Origin of the sequence: Rheinheimera faecalis (assembly GCF_021290965.1) — a bacterium.
Classification (GTDB): domain Bacteria; phylum Pseudomonadota; class Gammaproteobacteria; order Enterobacterales; family Alteromonadaceae; genus Pararheinheimera; species Pararheinheimera faecalis.
Map to the genome: position 1 here is coordinate 203,649 of NZ_JAJOYT010000004.1, position 19,951 is coordinate 223,599.

A 19,951-nucleotide genomic window follows, 5' to 3' on the forward strand; every position below is an offset into this window, starting at 1 on the left:
GCATTTTAAAAAGCCCAGAGCGTTTTGCTTTGGGCTTTTTTTGTTTCTGTTATTTTTTCCTGTCTACGAATACGGAGGTGATGGTGAAGTTCAGAACTGTTCTGGCATTTTATATACTTACCACATTCTCTTGTGTGGCGTCCGAGCAGGAAGTGCTGGTCACGACCGACTTTGTGCTTAAAGCCGGCACGTCTGAAACTCGTACTTTACATATACAGAAGCCGGAACATCTGGAGCAGTTGGTGATGGTTGGGTTTAATCCGGTCAAAGCCTTGTCGGTTGACTGTGTATTGCGGTTATATGCTCCATCCGATGTATTACTGGGCAGCTATAATTGTGCTGAACGTCAGAACCATAGTTTTCAGCAGTCATTGTCTGGCGCAATTAAGTTTAAGGCACAGATTGAAGTGAGTAATAATAATTTCACCGAAGAGACGACCAGGTTTTCCGTGATCAATAGATTTAAGTTTGTATCATTAACCCGCTAGTTAACGCCACGCCACCAGCCGCAGATTATAAATAGCCTCCGCCTTAATTTTTCCAGTAAATACAGATATATAATTTTGATTCTCACCCTCTGAACCCTCTGCGCTCCCTTCTTGGCATCAGTCTTGCTTTACTTAACTTATCTCAAGTGGAGGCCTGACTATGGACCATTTACTTTATATCGCGATGAGCGGTGCCAAAGAGAATATGAATGGCATCAGTATCAAAGCGAATAACCTTGCAAACAGCACTACAACGGGCTTTAAAGCTGATTTAGAGCAAGCTCGTTCTATGCAGGCTTTTGGTGAAGGTTTACCCAGCCGGGTGTTTTCACTGACAGAACGACCAGGTCAAAATTTTGACGATGGCTCTTTTATTATTACTGAGCGTGAACTGGACGTCGCTGTTCAAGGAAAAGGCTGGTTGTCAGTACAAGACGCCGAAGGGAACGAAGCTTACACCAGAGCGGGCAATTTGCAGCTCAGCCCGACAGGAGTTCTGCAAACGGCATCAGGTTTAGATGTGATAGGTGAAAATGGTCCGATACAGCTGCCTTTACCTATAGCAAAAATGGAAATTGGCAACGACGGTACTATCAGTATCAGGCCACAGGGCGCGCCAGCCAACGTCATGCAGGAAGTAGCCCGACTGAAGCTGGTCAAGCCTGAATTTCAGGATATTGAAAAAGGCACTGACGGTTTGTTCCGGCGCAAAGATGGCGAAGTTGCAGAATTAGATGCAACGGTCAGAGTGCTAAGCGGTGCAGTAGAAGGTAGTAATGTCAATGCCGTGGGTGAAATGACCCAGATGATCAGTTTACAACGTCAGTTTGAAGTACAAGTCAAAATGATGAAAACCGCCGAAGATATTGATCGGCAACACAACCAAATTATGAGAGTAGTCTAAGGCTTAAGCCTGGGAGGTTAGCATGCATCCAGCTTTATGGATCAGTAAAACCGGTTTGGACGCGAAGCAGCGTGATATTTCGGTGATTTCAAATAACCTGGCCAACGCCAGCACTATTGGTTTTAAGAAAAGCCGCGCGATATTTGAAGATTTGTTGTATCAAAACATCAACCAGCCAGGCGGTCGTTCCTCACAGAACTCAGAGCTGCCGAATGGCTTGATGTTAGGTGCTGGTACCAAAGTGGTCGCGACTCAGAAAAGCTTTACCCAAGGCAATATGATCACCACAGAAGGCAGTCTGGATGTGATGATCCAGGGCCATGGTTTTTTTGAAGTGCTGATGCCGGATGGCTCTACCTCATATAGTCGTAACGGTCAATTTACCACCGATAGCGACGGCAATATGGTGACTTCAGGTGCTGGCTATCAGGTCCAGCCTAATATTGTAATTCCTGAAGATGCGCAAAGCATAACCATTTCTCAGGACGGTGAGGTATCAGTGAAGTTACCGGGTCAGGTAGACCAGGCCGTTGTAGGACAGTTAACAGTAACTAACTTTGTGAATCCGGCAGGTTTAGAACCTGTTGGCCAGAACTTATTTACTGCAACCGCGGCTAGCGGTGATCCGGTGCAAGGTATTCCGGGTCTTGAAGGGCGTGGCATTTTAGTTCAGGGCGCTTTGGAAACTTCAAACGTCAATGTGACGGAAGAGCTGGTCAGTCTGATTGAAAGCCAGCGTGTGTATGAAATGAATTCCAAAGTCATCTCAACTGTTGATCAGATGCTGGGTACTGCTATTCAGCAGCTGTAGGAGTAAGTGGATGAACAAGTTAATTCTGCTGGTACTGACACTGCAACTTTGTGTGGGCTGCGCCGGTGGCTTCAATGAGCCTATGCCGGATGATCCAAACTTTGCGCCTTTGCCGCCTGAGCCAGAAGCAGTTCCGCTATCTAATAACGGCTCATTGTTTGCGCAGGGTTTGTCTAATGGTTTGTACTCTGATAACAAAGCGCGCCGTCCAGGTGACATTATTACTGTGGTGCTGAAGGAAAATACACAGGCAACCAAAAAAGCTAAAACTGAATTTGGTAAAGACAGCTCAGCCAGTTTTGATCCTATGGTGGGTTTAGGTGGCCGTGACGTCAGTGTACTTGGCAATACGCTGCAATTTGGTGCCAACTCAACTTCAGACTTTAAAGGTGATTCTAAAGCAGATCAAAGCAACAGTTTAACAGGTGATATTTCTGTCAACGTATTGCGCGTGATGTCGAACGGTAATCTGGTGATCCGCGGCGAGAAATGGTTAACGCTGAATACGGGTAAAGAGTTTATCCGTTTAACAGGGGTGATCCGAGCCGAGGATATTGATTCGAGAAATACAGTGGAGTCGACCAAAATTGCTAATGCCCGTATTGAATACAGTGGCACTGGTGCTACTCATGGCGGTCAGGGGCCAGGCTGGTTAACCCGATTCTTTAATGGCGTGTTGTGGCCGTTTTAATGCAGGTGAAATGATGAAACTTATCCAAAGCCTTTTTGTAGTCGCGCTGTCCACAGCTTTGTGTTTCCCGGCTGCAGCTGCCCGTATTAAAGATTTAACCAGTGTGCAAGGGGTTCGGAGTAACCAATTGGTTGGCTACGGTTTGGTGGTGGGGTTGCCTGGTACAGGCGAACAAAGCCCATTTACTGAACAGAGCTTCAGAACCATGCTGAGCAACTTCGGCATTAATATGCCGCCTGGTATGAAATCACAGATTAAAAACGTGGCTGCTGTGGCAGTGCATGCTGAGTTACCTGCGTTCAGTAAACCTGGTCAGACTATTGATATTACAGTTTCGTCTATGGGCAGTGCTAAAGGATTACGTGGTGGCACTTTATTGCAAACCTTCCTCAAAGGTCTGGATGGCAACGTCTATGCGGTAGCTCAAGGTTCGCTGATTGTTAGTGGTTTAGGCGCGGAAGGAGCTGACGGCTCAAAAATTCTGGTGAATACGCCTACTGTAGGCCGTATTCCTAATGGAGCTACGGTTGAACGTGAAGTTCCATCGCCTTTTGCTGACGGCGATTTTATTACCTTTAATTTAAACAGTTCAGATTTCACCACCGCCAAAACATTGGCTGAGACGATCAATAACTTTATCGGTCCCGGCACAGCACAGTCACTGGATGCGTCTTCTGTTCAGGTCAGAGCGCCGCGGGATATGGATCAGCGTGTGTCTTATTTATCTACGTTGGAAAATTTAACGCTGGAGCCAGCCAGTCAATCGGCTAAAATTATTATTAACTCCAGAACCGGTACCATAGTGATAGGTAAGGATGTCCGGCTGTTCCCGGCTGCTGTGACTCATGGTGGTTTGACCGTGACTATCGCAGAAAACCCAACCGTAGTGCAGCCCAATGTTTTAGCTGGTGGTGAGACGGCGGTAGAGCAAAACAGTATTATCGATGTGCGGCCTGATCAATCACGTATGTTTAAATTTGACCCGGGCACAACGCTGGATGATTTAGTCAGCACCATCAATGCAGTTGGCGCAGCGCCAGGTGATTTGATGGCCATTTTAGAAGCCTTAAAAGAAGCCGGCGCCATTCATGGTGAGCTTGTGGTGATCTAAATGAGTAAAGTTGAGAACAAAGTCAATTATCATGATTTAACCGGTCTGGCGCAGCTAAAGCATAGCTCAGGTGGTGATGATGATGCGGCGCTGAAACAGGCGGCTAAACAATTCGAATCTATTTTTATGGGCATGTTACTTAGCAGCATGCGCAAAGCCAATGAAGTATTCGAAGATGACGGTGTTCTCAACAGTAATGCGACCAAGTTTTATCAGGATATGTACGACAAACAGCTATCGACTGAATTGTCAGAGAAAGGCAGTTTAGGTTTAGCTGATTTGCTGGTGCAACAATTGCGGCCCACCAAAGGTAAAACCACACCGGCTTCTATGCTGAAAGTGCCCACAGAAGCTGCACCTGTGCCAGATAAAAAAGCCAGTGCAGACTCCTTGGTTCCTGCTGTAGCTCCAGTTAAAAAATCAGCTGAAGTTGCACAGCCTATAGTGACAACTGCACCACAGGTGATTACTGAAACTTTGGCTTCTGAACCGGATCCGGAGAACGAAGACTGGACTTTTGAGAGCCCCGGCGAGTTTATTCAAAAACTAATGCCTGCAGCTAAACAAGCTGCGCAAAAACTGGGGTTAGAGCCTTTAGCCTTATTAGCTCAGGCTGCGCTAGAAACAGGCTGGGGGCAACGTACTTTTAAAACGGCTGAAGGCAATAACAGCTTTAACTTTTTTGGTATTAAAGCGCATAACAGCTGGCAAGGGGATGTGGCAGTGGTTGATACGCTGGAATATCGCCAGGGTGTAGCGCAAAAAGAAAAAGCTAAATTCCGTGCTTATGAGTCGCCCGAGCAAAGTTTGGGTGACTATGTCGACTTTATTAAATCTAACCCTCGTTATCAGCAGGCTGTGGCTATGGCTGACAACCCTAAAGCTTATTTTCAACAGCTTCAGGCTGCAGGTTATGCCACAGATCCAAACTACGCTCAGAAGATTTTATCGGTATTTAACAGCGAGACCTTCAAACAGGCACGAAACCTGCTTAGCAATAAAGAATAAAGATTAAAGATTTAGCCGGCGCTGCCGACTAACGAAGCTAAGATGCGCTAAGCATCACTGGAGATTTAGATGTCGGATAATTTACTTCGGATTGGAACCTCAGCCATACTGGCAAGTACTGCTTTGCTTTCGACCACAAGTAATAATATTGCCAACCTGAATACTCCGGGCTATACCAGACAGCGTACAGAGTTCGAATCCAATATCTTAGGGCTTGGTGTAGGTCGGGGCACTACAGAACGTTTAGTGAACGAGTTTGCTCAGAAGCAGTTATGGCGTGATGTTTCCTCTGTCAGTTATGCCAACCAGTATTTATCTGAAGCGAGCCGTGTTGATACCTTAATGTCTGATCAGTCGAACAGTATCTCCACAGGTATGTCTTCTTTTTTCAGTCAGTTGCAAACTGCTATTAACGACCCGACAAATGCTGCCTCACGCCAGTTGGTTATGGGCGGAGCTCAAACTTTATTGAATAAATTCAATACATTATCTACTCAGATGACAGCGCAGAATAAGTATTTAAGTCAGCAACTGGAAACGGATGCAGCAGATGCTAATGAGCAAATCGGAGTGATAGCACGGTTAAACCAGGAGATTCTTGCTTACGGTAATAATCCGGCTAAGCCACCTCCGCTGGACTTGCTCGACAAAAGAGATCAGGCCATTAAAGAATTGTCAGCCCTGGTAGATATCAATGTATTGGATGCAGAAAACGGTGATAAACAAGTTTTTCTGGGCAGTGGCCAGTCTTTGGTACTTGAAAACGGCAAGTTTAATTTGTTCAGCGTGGCGGGCGAGCCGGATCCAAACCGTAAAACATTGCAGCTTAAGGCTGGTACCAATCAGAATGTTGTGATTAACATCTCAGAAACTGATTTGGGCGGGAAAATAGGTGCTTCGCTTGAGTTCCGTACGAAAGTGCTGGACCCGGCACAAAGAGAGTTAGGGCAATTGGCTTTAGCTTTTACTGATGCCATGAACACTCAAAACCGTTTAGGTATGGATGCTGATGGTAACTTAGGTGGCGATCTGTTTAGGTTACCAGGTTTTAACGCTTTGCCTTTTAGCAGCAACACCGGCAGTGGGGCAATTACTGCCTCTGTAGTGCCCGGACAAGGCAAAAATATTCCGGCTAACGATGTACGCATTACCTTTACCGCTGCCGATGCCTTTACTGTTGAAGCTTTAGACGCTTCAGGGAATGTGATCCCAGGCACTGCTATCAGCCGTGCTGGTGTTACCTTTCCTGTGACTGTCACCTCAGATGATACCAACGATTTTTTTGGCTTAAATATAACCTTAACCAATGGCGCGCCAGCTTTTGCCGCCGGAGATAAGTTTGATTTAAAACCTTTAAGTATTGCTGCTCAGAATATCAGCCTTGCAACCAGTCGTCCTGAAGCTATAGCTCTGGCATCACCGCTCAAAGGTGAAAAAACGCTGACTAATATTGGCAATGCAGAAATAGATAAACTGACGATAAGCAGTGTAGGGCAGGCAGGTAACAGACTGTCACAGCCGGCCAACTTTACAGATGGCCCAATTTCTATCACTTATTTAGGTAATAATGAGTTTCTGATTGAAGACTCCGGCGCTCCTGTTGTCAGTGAAACCATCACCTTCGCTGGTACTGATTATCAAAACTTATTAGGCGGTTCCACCAACTTTGCCAATGCGGGCTTTGATTTTTCTGTTAAAGGTGTGCCGAAAGTGGGCGATACATTCAGTATCAGTTACAACACCGGTGGTTTCGAAGATAACAGAAACGGTCTGATGCTGGGGAATTTACAGAATGCTGATATGGTCCGTATTAATGCTGCGACCACAGTCAATGCAGATAAATACCAGACTTTTAATCAGGCGTACTCGGAGTTAGTAGGGACTGTGGGCACTCAAACCAGTCGGGCCCGTGTAGCCGCGGCATCGTCTAAATCTTTGTTAGAACAAACTTCGGCATGGCATGAGTCATTATCCGGTGTCAGTCTGGACGAAGAAGCGGCTGATTTGGTCAGGTTTCAACAAACTTATGCGGCAGCGGCTAAAATTCTGTCAACGTCACAAACAATTTTCGACACCCTGTTGCAGGCTGCGAGGTAATGATGCGTACCACTTTTAATATGAAGTACAGCCAGAGTCTGGATTCAATTTTAAGTACTCAGGACAAGCTACAGACCGCCAGTTTAATGCTGAATAATCAGACTAAAATTTTAACTGCAGCTGATGATCCTTCAGGTGCGGCCCGGGCTATAGGCCTTGAATCTAATATTCAGCAAACGAACCAGTATCAGAGCAACAACACTGCGGCTCGTAACAGTCTGGAGTTACAGGAAACTGTGCATGACAGCATACGTAATGCGATGGACAGAGCCCGCGTACTGACCTTATCTCTTGGTAACGGTACTTACGACGAAAATGATCGTAAAGCTATTGGCGAGCAGTTAGGCAATATTCGTGATGAACTGTTTGATTTAATGAATCGCCGCGACGAACTGGGCGGTTATTTGTTTTCTGGTTTTCAGGATCAAACGCAGCCTTATAGCCTGAACAGCGCCACTGGTAAATATGAATTTAATGGTGATGAAGGTCAAAAATCTATTCAGTTGTCTTTGTCTATCTCGATAGCAGCCAATGACAGCGGCCGTAGTATTTTTGACAGTGTCGACAAAAGGTTCCAGACAACAGATCCTACCCTTGGCGCTCCTGTGACTGCAGCGAAAGTGACAGTGGCGAATCAAAGTGTTTTTGATAATTTCTACAAACAAAATTATGACGGGCTGACGGCTGGGAATAATGACTTTTCTGTGGTTTTTTCTGCGCCATCTAACTATGAAATTCAGCGCAATGGCGCCCCTCAGGTTCCTGCGGTCACTGGTACTTATACACCGGGGGAGTCTATTAATTACAATGGTCTGGCTATTGATGTAACAGGTGCGGCACCAGGCGGCACTGTGGACTTTAGTCTGCAGCCCCCAGAAAAAACCAATATTCTGAATTCTTTAACTGATTTGATTAACGGCATTGAAGCGGGCGATAGTGGCGATGCGCTTAATGAGCGAATCCTGGACGCGACGGTTGAAATTGATAATGCTTCGGCAAAAGTCGACTCAGCTATGTCTTCTATAGGTGGACGTTTGAATGTGATTGAAAGCATTTTTGGCAGTAACGAAGATGTTCTGATCGCTACTAAATCTCATAAAGCTGATGTGGTGGAACTGGATTACAGCACAGGTATTACTGAGCTGGTGAAACAGGAAACCGCATTACAAGCAGTGCAAGCTACTTTTAACCGGGTCACTGGCTTAAGTTTATTTGACTATATCAATTAATAATTAAATGTCTCCGGCAGGAAGCCCTTTATGTTTATGGAAGAACTCGCTCGTTTTGACCAACTCTATTCACAATCAAATGACTGGCCAGTGAATGAGTTTCATCACTGGGACACAGTTAACTTTTTACCTCTGGAACCTGATTCTAAGCTCAGTCTTCTGCGAGCCTTTGCGCCTGACTCCGTACCTTTAATCTTATGGCGCAAATTGCAATTATTGCTGCTGGGTGATCAAAGTGTCGATACCCAAAAGTTGACTAGCCTCTTCAGCACTTTGCCTTTTTTACAACAGAATCTGCTATACAGCCAAATGATGCGAGCCAATTTTGTGGGGCAGTCTCTGGCGTTTGATAACGCGATTTTGTATCGGTTGATGATTGAGAAATTTTGTCAGCAAAGTGCAGAGTATTGTTATGTAAGCCCTTTAATAGGTAATGGCAATGAAGAGATAGTGCTATTACTGACCAACCAGTTTGTGACAGCTCAGCACGGGCCTACCCTGACTATTTTAAATTACGCCAGTGCGTTAAAAGCTATGGGAAAACATCCTGTGGTGATTTGTTGTACCAGCGTAGCCAAATCTGGCCATTATGTGTATCCGATGCCTGCACCAGTGTTTTTTGGCACAGTTCGCAATGAGTATTTTCAGGGCGAGATGCTATTTGATTTAGATACAGGTCAACACCAATCCCATGCAGGCGGGTCTGTTGTGAAATGTTGGGATCAGTTATTTGATTTTATGCAGCTGACTCCAATAGATGACACCGAACATCTGACCGATTTAGTCAACCTGATTAACCAAATCAACCCCCGTTTTATTATTGGCGTAGGTGGTTTAAATCCTGTACTGGAATTTATCGCACAAAGCCGGCCTGTGTTGAATGTGCCTTGTGTCACCTCATTAGTGACTCCTTTGTATGCTGTGCCAGTATTACATCGTGACTTGACTGAAAAAGATCAAAAACGAGTCGAATCTCTAGCTATCACTCATCCGGTATTAACCAGTAGGTTGCCTTTCCGGTTGCGTAAGTTTGACTCTGTAAAAAATAGCAAGGTGACAGACAAAGTACTTAAGTTTGCTATTGTCGGTTACCGGCTTGAACAAGAAATGCGTTCAGACTTTATTGAAACTTTGCTAATGATTAAAAAGCAGCTGCCGCAATCTGCTTTTGTGATTATTGGGCCTGATGCAGTGGAGGGATTTCCTGCTGAGTTACAGTCCTGCAGTTATTTCAGTGGCAGGGTCAGTAATGCCATAGATCTTATCGCCAATTGCCACTTTATGCTTAATCCAAAACGCCAGGGTGGTGGCACATCTGCTATTGAAGCGTTAAGTCTTGGAATACCGGTACTGACCGAAGCTTATGGCGATGTGTATCAGTATATAGGTGACGATTTTGTGTTTTCGTCTGATAAAGAGCGGCTGGAGTTTATTCAGCGCTACCTGACGGATGAAGAATTTGCCGCTTTCTACACCCAGACTTGTCTGGACGCTGCAGCTAAAGCCACAGACTCCTCTGCCATAGTTCAGCAATTGCTGCTCGATTACGACAGTTACATCTATCAACTCCAGCATTAAACTCAAGGTCTGAGCAAGCCAGCAGGTGAAGTTCCGACCTTGAAACTTCAATCACACTTTCACTTAAACTCCGATATTCCTCGCATTTTTTGTCTATTTGACCATAAAACCAACATTTGAACTAAAGTTCTGAAGTTGACTGCCGATACTATAGTTAGCTGCAAAAATACCCACAATAAAATAATGTAACCCTCTAAATTTATTCAATAAAATTAAATAAATTCCTCAAGAAAAACCTCCTGACGTCGATACAGTAATTAAGCAGGGAACAACAAAATAATTACTCTGCAAACATAAAAAAACTCAGGAGATATACCATGGCTTTATTTGTTAATACTAACGTTTCGGCGTTAAATGCCCAAAGGCAACTAATCAATTCAGGCAAATCATTAGATACAGCGTTTCAACGTTTATCTTCAGGTTTCCGTATCAATAGTGCTGCAGATGATGCTGCAGGCTTACAAATCAGTAACCGTTTAACAAGCCAGATTAATGGTTTGGATCAAGCAATAAGAAATGCGAACGACGGCATTTCATTGTCTCAGGTTGCTGAAGGCGCGATGGATGAAATCACCAACGCCTTACAACGAATTCGTGTACTTGCAGTGCAATCACAAAATGGTATCAACAGTTCCAGTGACCGTATTGCACTACAAAAAGAAGTATCAGCATTAAAGGCGGAAATCAGCCGGATTGCAGCAACAACTCAGTTCGGTGGCGTGAAGTTACTGGATGGTAAGTATTCATCAACCTTCCTGGTTGGTGCAAATGCGGGCCAGACGATCAGCGTCAATATATCGCGAGCTGGTGGTGGTTTTGGTTCCTCAGGTTTGGGTATTGCAGGCTTAAGTATCAGCAGTTTAGCTGGCGCTTCCCGGGCATTGGCAAGCATAGACAGTGCTATTAATGTGATTGACTCCAAGCGGGCAGACTTAGGTGCGATTCAAAACCGCTTCCAGTCAACAATCCGTAACTTATCGAACATTGTCGAAAATATTTCGTCAGCACGAAGCCGTATCAAAGATACAGACTTCGCAAAAGAGACAGCTGACTTAACTCGTGCGCAGATTTTGCAACAGGCCAGTACTACCATTCTGTCCCAGGCGAATCAAAGACCGCAGGCAGCACTGTCTTTATTACAAGGTTAATTATTCAACAATAACTACTATATATTGAATCGATCTTTAGTACGACTCCTGAGCTTTATGCTCTTTGGCCATACGGCTTTACCGTATGGCCTTTTTTATTTGTATCTAATAGTGGAATGTTTATTTTTAAATAGTTTATTAAATAACTAAAGAAACAATATTGTTAGCCGATACAGTATTTGAGTGGATTAGATTAAATATAAAATGACGTATCCACTTTTCATTCAATAAACGCTCAGGAGAAAGGTTATGGCGTTATTTGTAAATACCAATGTTTCGGCGCTGAACGCGCAGAGGCAACTTATAAACTCGGGTAAAACCCTTGATACATCATTTCAGCGTCTTTCGTCTGGCTTTCGCATCAATAGCGCAGCAGATGACGCGGCTGGTTTGCAGATCAGCAACCGCCTGACCGCCCAGATACAGGGCCTGGATCAGGCGATCAGAAACGCCAATGACGGCATTTCTTTATCCCAGGTGGCAGAAGGGGCCATGGATGAGATTACCAATGCGTTGCAGCGCATCAGGGTTTTGTCAGTGCAATCGCAGAACGGTATCAACAGTTCGGCGGATCGCGTGGCGCTGCAAAAAGAAGTATCGGCGTTAAAGACTGAAATCAGTCGTATCGCTACAACCACCCAGTTTGGTGGTGTGAAATTGCTTGATGGGAAATATTCATCGACTTTCCTGGTGGGGGCCAATGCAGGCCAGACCATCAGTGTGAATATCTCCAGGACTGGTGGTGGATATGGTGCATCTGGATTAGGTATAGCAGGCTTAAGTATCAGTAGCTTAGCCGGCGCATCCAGAGCTCTTGCACAAATCGACAGTGCGATCAACGTAATCGACTCTAAGCGAGCCGACCTGGGTGCGATTCAAAACCGCTTCCAGTCCACGATACGCAACTTGTCGAACATTGTGGAAAACATATCTGCTGCACGCAGTCGGATTAAAGATACAGATTTCGCGAAAGAAACGGCTGAACTGACCAGAGCGCAGATACTGCAACAGGCTAGTACCACCATCTTATCGCAGGCGAATCAAAGACCACAGTCAGCGTTGTCACTGTTACAGGGTTAACAGATTAGACAGAACTTCTAAGTTCAGCGACTGAGTCTACCCAAGCTGGTTGAAGCGACAAAGCATCAAACACGGCGGGTACAAAACGAACAGCACTGGTTCAGGAAGGCATTGGGCGTCTGAACCGTACGACCAACTTTATGGCACTGCTCTGACGCACCTATAAGCGAGGAGCTCCTGCCAAAGGAAAAAAGGAAAGGCTTTATGGCTACTTATTTACTAACCGGAGGATGACACTATGTCATTATATGTCAATACAAACGTATCAGCGATCAATGCACAACGTCAGTTAATTACATCTGGCAATTCATTGGATACGTCATTTAAACGTTTATCATCAGGTTTTCGTATCAACAGCGCAGCTGATGATGCGGCGGGTTTACAGATCAGTAACCGTTTGTCGAGTCAGATCAATGGTCTGAACCAGGCAATCAGTAACGCCAATGACGGTATTTCACTGTCACAGACGGCTGAAGGTGCGATGGATGAGATTACCAACTCTCTACAGCGTATCCGGGTACTGGCAGTACAGTCGCAAAATGGTATCAACAGTTCGGCAGACCGTGTTGCATTACAAAAAGAAGTATCAGCGCTGAAAACGGAAATCAGCCGTATTGCAACAACAACTCAGTTCGGTGGCATTAAGCTGCTGGATGGTAAGTTCTCCGCCAAGTTCCTGGTTGGAGCCAATGCCGGACAAAATATCAGCGTGAACTTATCACGTACTGGTGGCGGTTTCGGTGCTTCAGGTCTGGGTATCAGTACTTTGTCGATATCCAGTGTTGGTGGTGCGTCAGCAGCATTAGCCAGTATCGATAGTGCAATCAAAACTATCGATAGCACAAGAGCGGATCTGGGTGCTTTACAAAACCGGTTCCAATCAACAATTCGTAACCTGAGTAACATAGTGGAAAACGTTTCAGCAGCGCGCAGCCGGATCAGAGATACTGATTTTGCTAAAGAAACCGCAGAGTTGACTCGTTCGCAGATCCTGCAACAGGCCAGTACTACTATCCTGTCTCAGGCGAATCAGCGTCCACAGGCTGCCTTGTCACTGTTAGGTTAATTTAAAACCCGGTAGTAATGAGATAGTCAAAAAAAACGGCCCCCACGAGGGGCCGTTTTTTTTCGTTGTTGATATGCTTCAGGCGAATAAACCAATAAATTTGTAATTATTTTAAAAATATTTTCACGTGTAACTTGTTGAAAAATAAATAAAAGAGAAAAAATTTGCCGCTTGATGGAAAAAAATTGCCTTTTTTTACTAAAGTCCTGAAGTTGCTTGCCGATAGCTAGTTAAGCCAAATTGCAGTTTGGCGAGAATTGCGGGGTTCCGCTTAACAATAAAGGTTGTGCCAGGGTTTGCAGACCCGTCGCAGCTTTAAGGAGTGACTTATGGCTTTAGCAGTAAACACCAACGTATCCGCGTTAAACGCACAACGTCAGTTATTAACATCAGGCAGTGCATTAGATACGTCATTCAAACGCTTATCTTCTGGTTTTCGTATCAACAGCGCGGCTGATGATGCGGCAGGTTTGCAAATCAGCAACCGTTTAACCAGCCAAATCAATGGTTTGAACCAAGCTATCAGTAACGCAAACGACGGTATTTCAGTGGCTCAGGTTGCTGAAGGTGCAATGGATGAAATTACAACTTCATTACAACGTATCCGTGTATTAGCGGTACAATCTCAAAACGGTATCAATGGTTCAGCTGACCGTATTGCATTGCAGAAAGAAGTTTCAGCCTTAAAAACTGAAATCAGCCGTATTGCTCAGAACACCCAGTTTGGTAACATCGACTTACTGAAAGGTAACTTCTCAGCTAAATTCCTGGTGGGTGCTAACGCTGGACAAACTATCAGCATCAACCTGTCACGTACAGGTGGTGGTTACGGTACTTCAGGTTTAGGCTTGTCTACTCTGTCTGTATCGAGTGTTGGTGGTGCATCAGCTGCTTTAGCAAGTATCGACAGTGCAATCAAAACGATCGACTCAGCTCGTGCAGATTTGGGTGCGTTACAAAACCGCTTCCAATCTACAATCCGTAATTTAAGCAATATCGTTGAAAACGTATCAGCTGCCCGCAGCCAGATCCGTGATACAGATTTTGCGAAAGAAACCGCTGAATTGACCAGGGCACAGATATTGCAACAGGCCAGTACTACTATCCTGTCACAGGCTAACACCAGACCTCAAACTGCACTATCCTTATTAGGTTAATAGTGACCTTTTAGGTAAAGAGTAAGAGCGGCGAAGACCTGTTATTAAAGTCTTCGCCAGTTTTGCCGATACAGAGGTAGGCGTATATGAGTTCAGTAATTACGGGTAATTTTGGTTATCAGCCAACAGCCCCCAAAGCTGCTGCTAATGTCGCAGTTGAGCTGAACAAAATGCAAGGTATTTCAGAGACCGCTGCACCAGAATCCAAAGAAAAGGCTGAGACTGTGCAAGCAGAACAAGCTGTGACTACGGACGAATTAGGTGAAGCTGTTGAGAATATCAACCAGTTTGTTAATTCTCAGGGACGTACTTTAAATTTTTCAGTCGATGAAGAGTCGGGTAAACCTATAGTAAAAGTGATTGATTTTGAAACCAAAGAAGTAATTCGGCAGATACCGTCTGAAGAAGTACTGACTATGGCTAAAGCAATCAAAAGATTACAGGAAGATCTGGGTTCAGCGACAGGTTTGATGTTTGATAAAACGATATAAAGAGAGGGTGAATCATGGCGATCCGGTCGTTAGGTGCAGCATCAGGGCTTGATCTTGAAAGTCTGGTTACACAGTTAGTTACAGTGGAGCGGAACACTAAAGTCAGCCGTTTGGACAGCACTAAAAAAGAGCTGGATTCATCTCTTTCTGGTTTTGGCAAATTAAAATCAGCCTTAACTAAATTTAAAGATACTCTTACGGCTTTGGGTGACGATAAACTCAGGGCCCGTACTACCAGTATTAAACAACCTACAGATACTAAAACCTACCTGGAAGCTAAATCCAGCAGTACTGCTGCACCTGGTAATTTTGATGTTAAAGTGAAATCTCTGGCGACAGGCAGTCGTCTTGAAAGTGCAGACCTTGCTTATGGCAGTGCCAGTGATGTAGTCAGTGCTACAGCTGGTAAATTGACTTTCGAGGCTGATGGAAAAAGTTTTGATGTAAACGTGACCGCTGGTATGACGTTGGATCAGTTTCGTAAAGCTGTGAACAATGCGGAAGGCAACTTTGGCGTCAGCGCGAATATTATCAACGCTGGTTCAACGACAGGCACCAAGCTGGTATTGACCTCTTCGATTACGGGCATGAACAATGACCTACGTATTACCAATGATAATGCCGCTTTAGACTCTCTTTCAACCAGGGCTAATGGCTCTACAATTGATGGCAGTGGCGGCATTGGAGTTGATATTGCTGCTGGTGACGCTGAAATTGAAGTGGATGGCATCAGTGTTAAAAGTGAAAACAATACCTTTACCAACGCTATACAGGATACTGAACTGACGGTTTCAGCCGTCACTCCTGATGGTAATAATGCTACCCTCACTATTGAGACAGATAAAAAGGCAGCTGAAGAGAAAATCAAAGCTTTTATGGATGCCTACAATAGCTTGTTGACTGAAGTAAATACTTTAACCAAAAACCGTACTATAGGTGATGATGGCAAAACTGTGGTAGCCGAAGGTGGAGCTTTAAGTAGTGACCCTATGGTTCGAAGCATTATGAGCCAGGTGACTAAAACTTTGGGTAGTGCGTTTTCATCTGGTGGCGCCGAACTGAATAACTTATATGCCTTAGGTATTACTTTTAATGACCAGGGTAAAATGGAAATCTCCAGCACCCGCTTATACGGCGCAGACTCTGGGCGCGAACGTTTTGATGATGCGCTGGAAAATAACTACGATAAAATTGCGGATTTATTTGGTGCCTCTGGAGGTATTACCAAGTCACTGGATAAGGTAATTTCCCAATTTACAGACCGCGATGGTTTATTAGTGAACAAAGAAACATCACTGAAAGACCAACTTAAAAAAAATACTAAAGATCGTGAAGCTTTTGAACGATATATAGTGAGCTACGAAGAAACGTTACGTCAGAGGTATGGGGCTTTGGATTCTACTTTAGGCCAATTACAAAGTACCTCCAGCTATCTGGTGCAACAATTGGCAAATTTGCCTAGATTCGGTAGTTAACAGGAGCTTGCCATGAGTTACGGTATTAAGGCCTACAAATCTGTAGGTATCAAAGATGATTTAGCAGTAGCGGACCCGCATCGAATTATTCAGCTACTGATGCAGGGATCACTGGAAAATATGGCAAAAGCCAAAGGTGCCATGGAACGTAAAGATTTTGCCGAAAAATCCCGTACTGTTTCAAAAGCTATGAGCATTATTTCCGCCTTACAACATTCCCTTGATATGGATGTTGGTGGTGAGGTGTCGCAGAATTTGTGGTCTTTATATGATTTTATGGTCAATCATTTGATGCAGGCCAGTCGTGAAAGCAGTCCTGCGAAAGTAGAGGATGTGATTGAAATTATGATCAAAATTAAATCCGGCTGGGATGCAATTCCGATGGAAGAACGGCAAAAAGGCTTCCAGATGCTGGCAGAGCGTCAAAGCCAGTCAGCATTGGCATCTGCTTAATGACCCATGTTGTTAGCCAACTAAAGGACAAGCGCCAGCAACTAACAGAATTGCTGGCGCAAGAAGAATACTCTACTGAAAACTTTTCCACCTATTGGCAGGAGTTCGATCAACTCTTACGTCAACTCTGTGAGAACCCTCAACAAACACCTGATTTACAAAGTATATTGGCAGATAACTTGCAGTGGGTTAGTCTTATCACTGAACAAGTCACTTCTGAGAGAAGTACTGTAGCTGCCAGGATGTTGCAATTACGCAAAGGTAAAAAGGCGCATCAAAGCTACGGAGACAACAATTAAGCAGGTGCCAGGCCTTTATGCTGAAATATATTAACTACCAAATCCTCGATAATAACGACCAGCAAGAAGCTCTGGAAAAACAAGTCTCGGTCACTATCGGTCGTAACATACGCCAGAATATTGACGCCTTTCGGCAACATATCCCCAGTTTAGTCGGCATCATTAATGACCATGAAGTCCAGCAGTATTCGTTGTTTTGTACTAAAGATGCAGAGCTGAATATCGTCGATTTTGCAACAGGCAGGGTGTTTTACCAAAGTACGGCAAAACTGGAAGTCATGGCTGAAGTGCAGGACTACTATTCGCATGCTGCCTACTTCAATTTACAAGGCCAAAAAGACGATTTAACCTGGCGTCATCAGGCATTGCCTGCGAAGGTAGACGTATTGCTGGTATTTGGTTTGGGATTAGGTTATCACCTGAACGAATTGGTGATGAACAGCCATATCCGCTATCTGGTGGTGTATGAACCTAACGTAGACATCTTGCTGTGTTCGGCCCAGGCCAATAACTGGCAACAACTGCTGGACACCGCCACCAGCATGGGCACTCATATCTTTTTGCAAATAGGCTCAGATGCCACTGCTGTACCTGCTGAATTAGCTGAGTTACTGGAGTTTGATCAAACACTCGACAAAATCTTTGTTTATCGTCATCAATTTCATCCAATGATGGATGATGTCATCCGTTACCTGCTGCAACATTCAGGTGATAAAGATGCATTAACTAACACTGGTCATCAATTTACCGAATACAAAGATTATGCGGATTATGTATCAGAGCGTGCCGGTAATTTATTAGGCCATTATAAACCCCAGGACTATAAAACAGAGCAGGCACATGCTTTGTATAACGCTAATATGGAAGCGTTGCAGAAGTTTTATCCTAAAGTGCATAAAGCCATGCAGGAGCATAAAACCCGGGCCTGGCAGCTGGTGTCAGACCCGCAAGGCAATCCTAATCTGTATCATCAGAAACGTAATGCGTTGTTTCATCAGGATCTTGAAGCTGAGTCGGCAGAGTTGGTGGAGTATTTTGTCAATCATCCGTTTAAGGATGATGTGGTGCTTAATCAGCGTACAGGACGTAAACTTAAAGAATTTCTTCATTTTAAAATGGTTGAGAGGCTCCAACCCCTCATTAGTAAAACACTACACGACAATAGCAAACTTCCGTCTGATGTTCAGTCATTAATTATTTTTGGTATCGGATTAGGAAAACATCTCGAATTATTATCTCTGCGGCATAACATCAAAAACTTATTTGTTTGTGAACCCAATTTAGATTTTTTCTATGCGAGTCTGTGGGTTACAGACTGGGCAGGTATTTTTCATGCCGCAGATGAAAAAGAAGGGCGAATTTATCTCAATTTAGGCGGCGATGGTAGCCATTATTTTTATGATCTTATGGCTCAGTTTTATCAGGTGGGAGCCTATTCTATCGCTGATACTTATATGCTGAGTACTTATTTTAATGTCGGAATGCAAAAGGCTATTGCTGACTTGCGTGCCGAATTAAAAGTAGTTCTTGCATTAGGCGAATACTATGACCATGCCAGATATGGTATTGCTCATACTTATGAGAGTGTGAAACAAGGGCAATTATTTTTGCGACAAAATTTAGGGGAACAAAAGCATCATAACGCTCAGAGTATGCCTGTATTTGTTGTAGGTAATGGTCCTAGTCTTGATGGCTGCTTTGACTACATTAAAGAATATAGAGAACAGGTGATAGTCGTTAGTTGTGGTACAGCGTTGCTCTCTTTGTATAAAAATGGTATTCAGCCTGATTTTCATGCTGAGATAGAGCAAAACAGAGCTACTTACGATTGGATAACTCAAATTGAAGATAAAGAGTATCTGAAAAACATTCGTCTATTAAGTGTGAATGGAATACATCCTGATACAGCATCATTGTTTAAACAGACCTTGCTATGTTTTAAGGATGGTGAAGCATCTACTTATGTATTTCATAACGGGCTCAAAAAACAAGGATTTCAGATTGCATCTTTAGCTTATGCTTATCCCACCGTAACCAATTTAGTGATGAATTACATTATAAAGCTTGGAGCTACACAGATATATTTGTTTGGCGTCGATTTAGGCTTTATTGATATTACCAAACACCACTCAGCTCACTCTGCATATTTCAAGCCTGATGGTTCAGAGGTATATAACTATCAATGGAAACATGGAGGCGGAGTGCCAGCACCCGGTAATTTCCGAACCCTTGTATACACCAAAGCTGAATTTGATGTGTCAAGAAAATTGTTAGAGCAGGCGATACAAAAAGCAGGGCGTAAGCTTGAAGTATATAATTGCAGTGACGGCGTGAAAATTAAAGGAACTGTATCGTTAAAACCTGAAAATATTCTGTTAGCTACATTCGATCAGGATAAAGAGTTGACGTTACAGAACTTTATTAATCAAGTGTATTACCCAGCATTGTGTGAGTATGCAGATAAAATTTATCAACAGTTCTCCGTAGATAAATTTAAGGACACAATGGAAGAATGGCAGGCCCTGATTAAAGATGACGTTGAAACTGCAGAACAGGCAAAAGAGCTGATAAAAAATCAATGGTTATTGATGAGAAAAACTGCTGTAGACGATAAAAACATTACGTTCTGTCTATTTCATGGTAGCTCCAATTATATCTCAGGGATTTTGACAAAAATTGCTGCCAATATCAGAGACGATGGTGATGAATTCATTACTACTTTTAATCAGGTTATGCTGATCTGGCGTGAATATTTGAAACTTGGTGAGCAAGAGTATTTGGATAATCCGACTAAATGCGATGGAATTAGCGTAAGTTATTTGTTTTCTTAAGCATACAGTGCGCAAAGTCGTATTTTTTGATTAT

General features: G+C 43.9%; 18 protein-coding genes. All 18 read left to right on the forward strand.

Going from position 1 to position 19,951, the window contains the following annotated elements; genetic code table 11:
• Positions 1 to 83: 83 nt before the first annotated feature.
• The 18 genes from LSG34_RS09170 (at position 84) to LSG34_RS09255 (ending at position 19,917) form a co-directional block, all read left to right on the forward strand.
• The gene (locus LSG34_RS09170) at positions 84 to 488 is read left to right on the forward strand and encodes a hypothetical protein (RefSeq protein ID WP_233008689.1); all 405 of its coding nucleotides are present in this window, start codon (positions 84 to 86) and stop codon (positions 486 to 488) included.
• Positions 489 to 648: 160 nt separating this feature from the next.
• Complete coding sequence (locus tag LSG34_RS09175; protein WP_233008691.1) at positions 649 to 1,392, forward strand: flagellar basal body rod protein FlgF; 744 nt, start codon at positions 649 to 651, stop codon at positions 1,390 to 1,392.
• A 22-nt stretch (positions 1,393 to 1,414) separates the two neighbouring features.
• Positions 1,415 to 2,203 carry a flagellar basal-body rod protein FlgG gene (gene flgG / locus LSG34_RS09180; RefSeq protein WP_233008693.1) on the forward strand — a complete coding sequence of 263 codons (789 nt, stop codon included), beginning with the start codon at positions 1,415 to 1,417 and terminating at the stop codon, positions 2,201 to 2,203.
• Between the two features lie 10 nt (positions 2,204 to 2,213).
• Positions 2,214 to 2,894, forward strand: a complete 681-nt coding sequence (gene flgH / locus LSG34_RS09185) for a flagellar basal body L-ring protein FlgH (protein ID WP_233008695.1) — start codon at positions 2,214 to 2,216, stop codon at positions 2,892 to 2,894.
• Between the two features lie 13 nt (positions 2,895 to 2,907).
• Positions 2,908 to 4,005 carry a flagellar basal body P-ring protein FlgI gene (locus LSG34_RS09190; protein ID WP_233008697.1) on the forward strand — a complete coding sequence of 366 codons (1,098 nt, stop codon included), beginning with the start codon at positions 2,908 to 2,910 and terminating at the stop codon, positions 4,003 to 4,005.
• Complete coding sequence (gene flgJ, locus LSG34_RS09195) at positions 4,006 to 5,013, forward strand: flagellar assembly peptidoglycan hydrolase FlgJ (RefSeq protein WP_233008699.1); 1,008 nt, start codon at positions 4,006 to 4,008, stop codon at positions 5,011 to 5,013.
• A 69-nt stretch (positions 5,014 to 5,082) separates the two neighbouring features.
• Positions 5,083 to 7,110: a flagellar hook-associated protein FlgK gene (gene flgK / locus LSG34_RS09200; RefSeq protein WP_233008700.1), complete on the forward strand. Its 2,028-nt coding sequence runs from the start codon at positions 5,083 to 5,085 to the stop codon at positions 7,108 to 7,110.
• Positions 7,110 to 8,339 carry a flagellar hook-associated protein FlgL gene (gene flgL / locus LSG34_RS09205; RefSeq protein ID WP_233008710.1) on the forward strand — a complete coding sequence of 410 codons (1,230 nt, stop codon included), beginning with the start codon at positions 7,110 to 7,112 and terminating at the stop codon, positions 8,337 to 8,339. Before flgK ends, flgL begins: the two co-directional genes overlap by 1 nt.
• Before the next feature lie 30 nt (positions 8,340 to 8,369).
• A complete protein-coding gene (locus tag LSG34_RS09210; protein WP_233008712.1) occupies positions 8,370 to 9,917 on the forward strand; it encodes a glycosyltransferase family protein in 1,548 nt (515 codons plus the stop codon).
• A 317-nt stretch (positions 9,918 to 10,234) separates the two neighbouring features.
• Positions 10,235 to 11,065, forward strand: coding sequence for a flagellin N-terminal helical domain-containing protein (locus LSG34_RS09215; protein WP_233008713.1), 831 nt, complete (start codon positions 10,235 to 10,237; stop codon positions 11,063 to 11,065).
• A 249-nt stretch (positions 11,066 to 11,314) separates the two neighbouring features.
• Positions 11,315 to 12,145, forward strand: a complete 831-nt coding sequence (locus LSG34_RS09220) for a flagellin N-terminal helical domain-containing protein (protein ID WP_233008715.1) — start codon at positions 11,315 to 11,317, stop codon at positions 12,143 to 12,145.
• Between the two features lie 238 nt (positions 12,146 to 12,383).
• A complete protein-coding gene (locus LSG34_RS09225) occupies positions 12,384 to 13,211 on the forward strand; it encodes a flagellin N-terminal helical domain-containing protein (protein ID WP_233008717.1) in 828 nt (275 codons plus the stop codon).
• A gap of 329 nt (positions 13,212 to 13,540) precedes the next feature.
• Positions 13,541 to 14,368 carry a flagellin N-terminal helical domain-containing protein gene (locus LSG34_RS09230; RefSeq protein WP_233008719.1) on the forward strand — a complete coding sequence of 276 codons (828 nt, stop codon included), beginning with the start codon at positions 13,541 to 13,543 and terminating at the stop codon, positions 14,366 to 14,368.
• 86 nt (positions 14,369 to 14,454) lie between these two features.
• Entirely contained in the window at positions 14,455 to 14,859 is a 405-nt protein-coding gene (locus LSG34_RS09235) for a flagellar protein FlaG (RefSeq protein WP_233008720.1), read from the forward strand.
• A 14-nt stretch (positions 14,860 to 14,873) separates the two neighbouring features.
• Complete coding sequence (fliD, locus tag LSG34_RS09240; protein WP_233008722.1) at positions 14,874 to 16,334, forward strand: flagellar filament capping protein FliD; 1,461 nt, start codon at positions 14,874 to 14,876, stop codon at positions 16,332 to 16,334.
• 12 nt (positions 16,335 to 16,346) lie between these two features.
• The gene (gene fliS, locus LSG34_RS09245) at positions 16,347 to 16,787 is read left to right on the forward strand and encodes a flagellar export chaperone FliS (RefSeq protein WP_233008731.1); all 441 of its coding nucleotides are present in this window, start codon (positions 16,347 to 16,349) and stop codon (positions 16,785 to 16,787) included.
• Positions 16,787 to 17,086: a hypothetical protein gene (locus LSG34_RS09250; RefSeq protein WP_233008733.1), complete on the forward strand. Its 300-nt coding sequence runs from the start codon at positions 16,787 to 16,789 to the stop codon at positions 17,084 to 17,086. The genes fliS and LSG34_RS09250 overlap by 1 nt, the downstream gene beginning before the upstream one ends.
• A 17-nt stretch (positions 17,087 to 17,103) precedes the next feature.
• Positions 17,104 to 19,917 carry a motility associated factor glycosyltransferase family protein gene (locus LSG34_RS09255; RefSeq protein ID WP_233008734.1) on the forward strand — a complete coding sequence of 938 codons (2,814 nt, stop codon included), beginning with the start codon at positions 17,104 to 17,106 and terminating at the stop codon, positions 19,915 to 19,917.
• Positions 19,918 to 19,951: the final 34 nt, after the last annotated feature.

Coding starts and splice junctions, on each gene's coding strand:
- flgG (WP_233008693.1), top strand. CDS start 1,415: ATGCATCCAGCTTTATGGATCAGTAAAACCGGTTTGGACGCGAAGCAG.
- fliD (WP_233008722.1), top strand. CDS start 14,874: ATGGCGATCCGGTCGTTAGGTGCAGCATCAGGGCTTGATCTTGAAAGT.
- flgK (WP_233008700.1), top strand. CDS start 5,083: ATGTCGGATAATTTACTTCGGATTGGAACCTCAGCCATACTGGCAAGT.
- LSG34_RS09175 (WP_233008691.1), top strand. CDS start 649: ATGGACCATTTACTTTATATCGCGATGAGCGGTGCCAAAGAGAATATG.
- flgJ (WP_233008699.1), top strand. CDS start 4,006: ATGAGTAAAGTTGAGAACAAAGTCAATTATCATGATTTAACCGGTCTG.
- LSG34_RS09220 (WP_233008715.1), top strand. CDS start 11,315: ATGGCGTTATTTGTAAATACCAATGTTTCGGCGCTGAACGCGCAGAGG.
- LSG34_RS09190 (WP_233008697.1), top strand. CDS start 2,908: ATGAAACTTATCCAAAGCCTTTTTGTAGTCGCGCTGTCCACAGCTTTG.
- flgH (WP_233008695.1), top strand. CDS start 2,214: ATGAACAAGTTAATTCTGCTGGTACTGACACTGCAACTTTGTGTGGGC.
- LSG34_RS09215 (WP_233008713.1), top strand. CDS start 10,235: ATGGCTTTATTTGTTAATACTAACGTTTCGGCGTTAAATGCCCAAAGG.
- LSG34_RS09255 (WP_233008734.1), top strand. CDS start 17,104: ATGCTGAAATATATTAACTACCAAATCCTCGATAATAACGACCAGCAA.
- flgL (WP_233008710.1), top strand. CDS start 7,110: ATGATGCGTACCACTTTTAATATGAAGTACAGCCAGAGTCTGGATTCA.
- LSG34_RS09235 (WP_233008720.1), top strand. CDS start 14,455: ATGAGTTCAGTAATTACGGGTAATTTTGGTTATCAGCCAACAGCCCCC.
- LSG34_RS09250 (WP_233008733.1), top strand. CDS start 16,787: ATGACCCATGTTGTTAGCCAACTAAAGGACAAGCGCCAGCAACTAACA.
- LSG34_RS09210 (WP_233008712.1), top strand. CDS start 8,370: ATGTTTATGGAAGAACTCGCTCGTTTTGACCAACTCTATTCACAATCA.
- LSG34_RS09225 (WP_233008717.1), top strand. CDS start 12,384: ATGTCATTATATGTCAATACAAACGTATCAGCGATCAATGCACAACGT.
- fliS (WP_233008731.1), top strand. CDS start 16,347: ATGAGTTACGGTATTAAGGCCTACAAATCTGTAGGTATCAAAGATGAT.
- LSG34_RS09230 (WP_233008719.1), top strand. CDS start 13,541: ATGGCTTTAGCAGTAAACACCAACGTATCCGCGTTAAACGCACAACGT.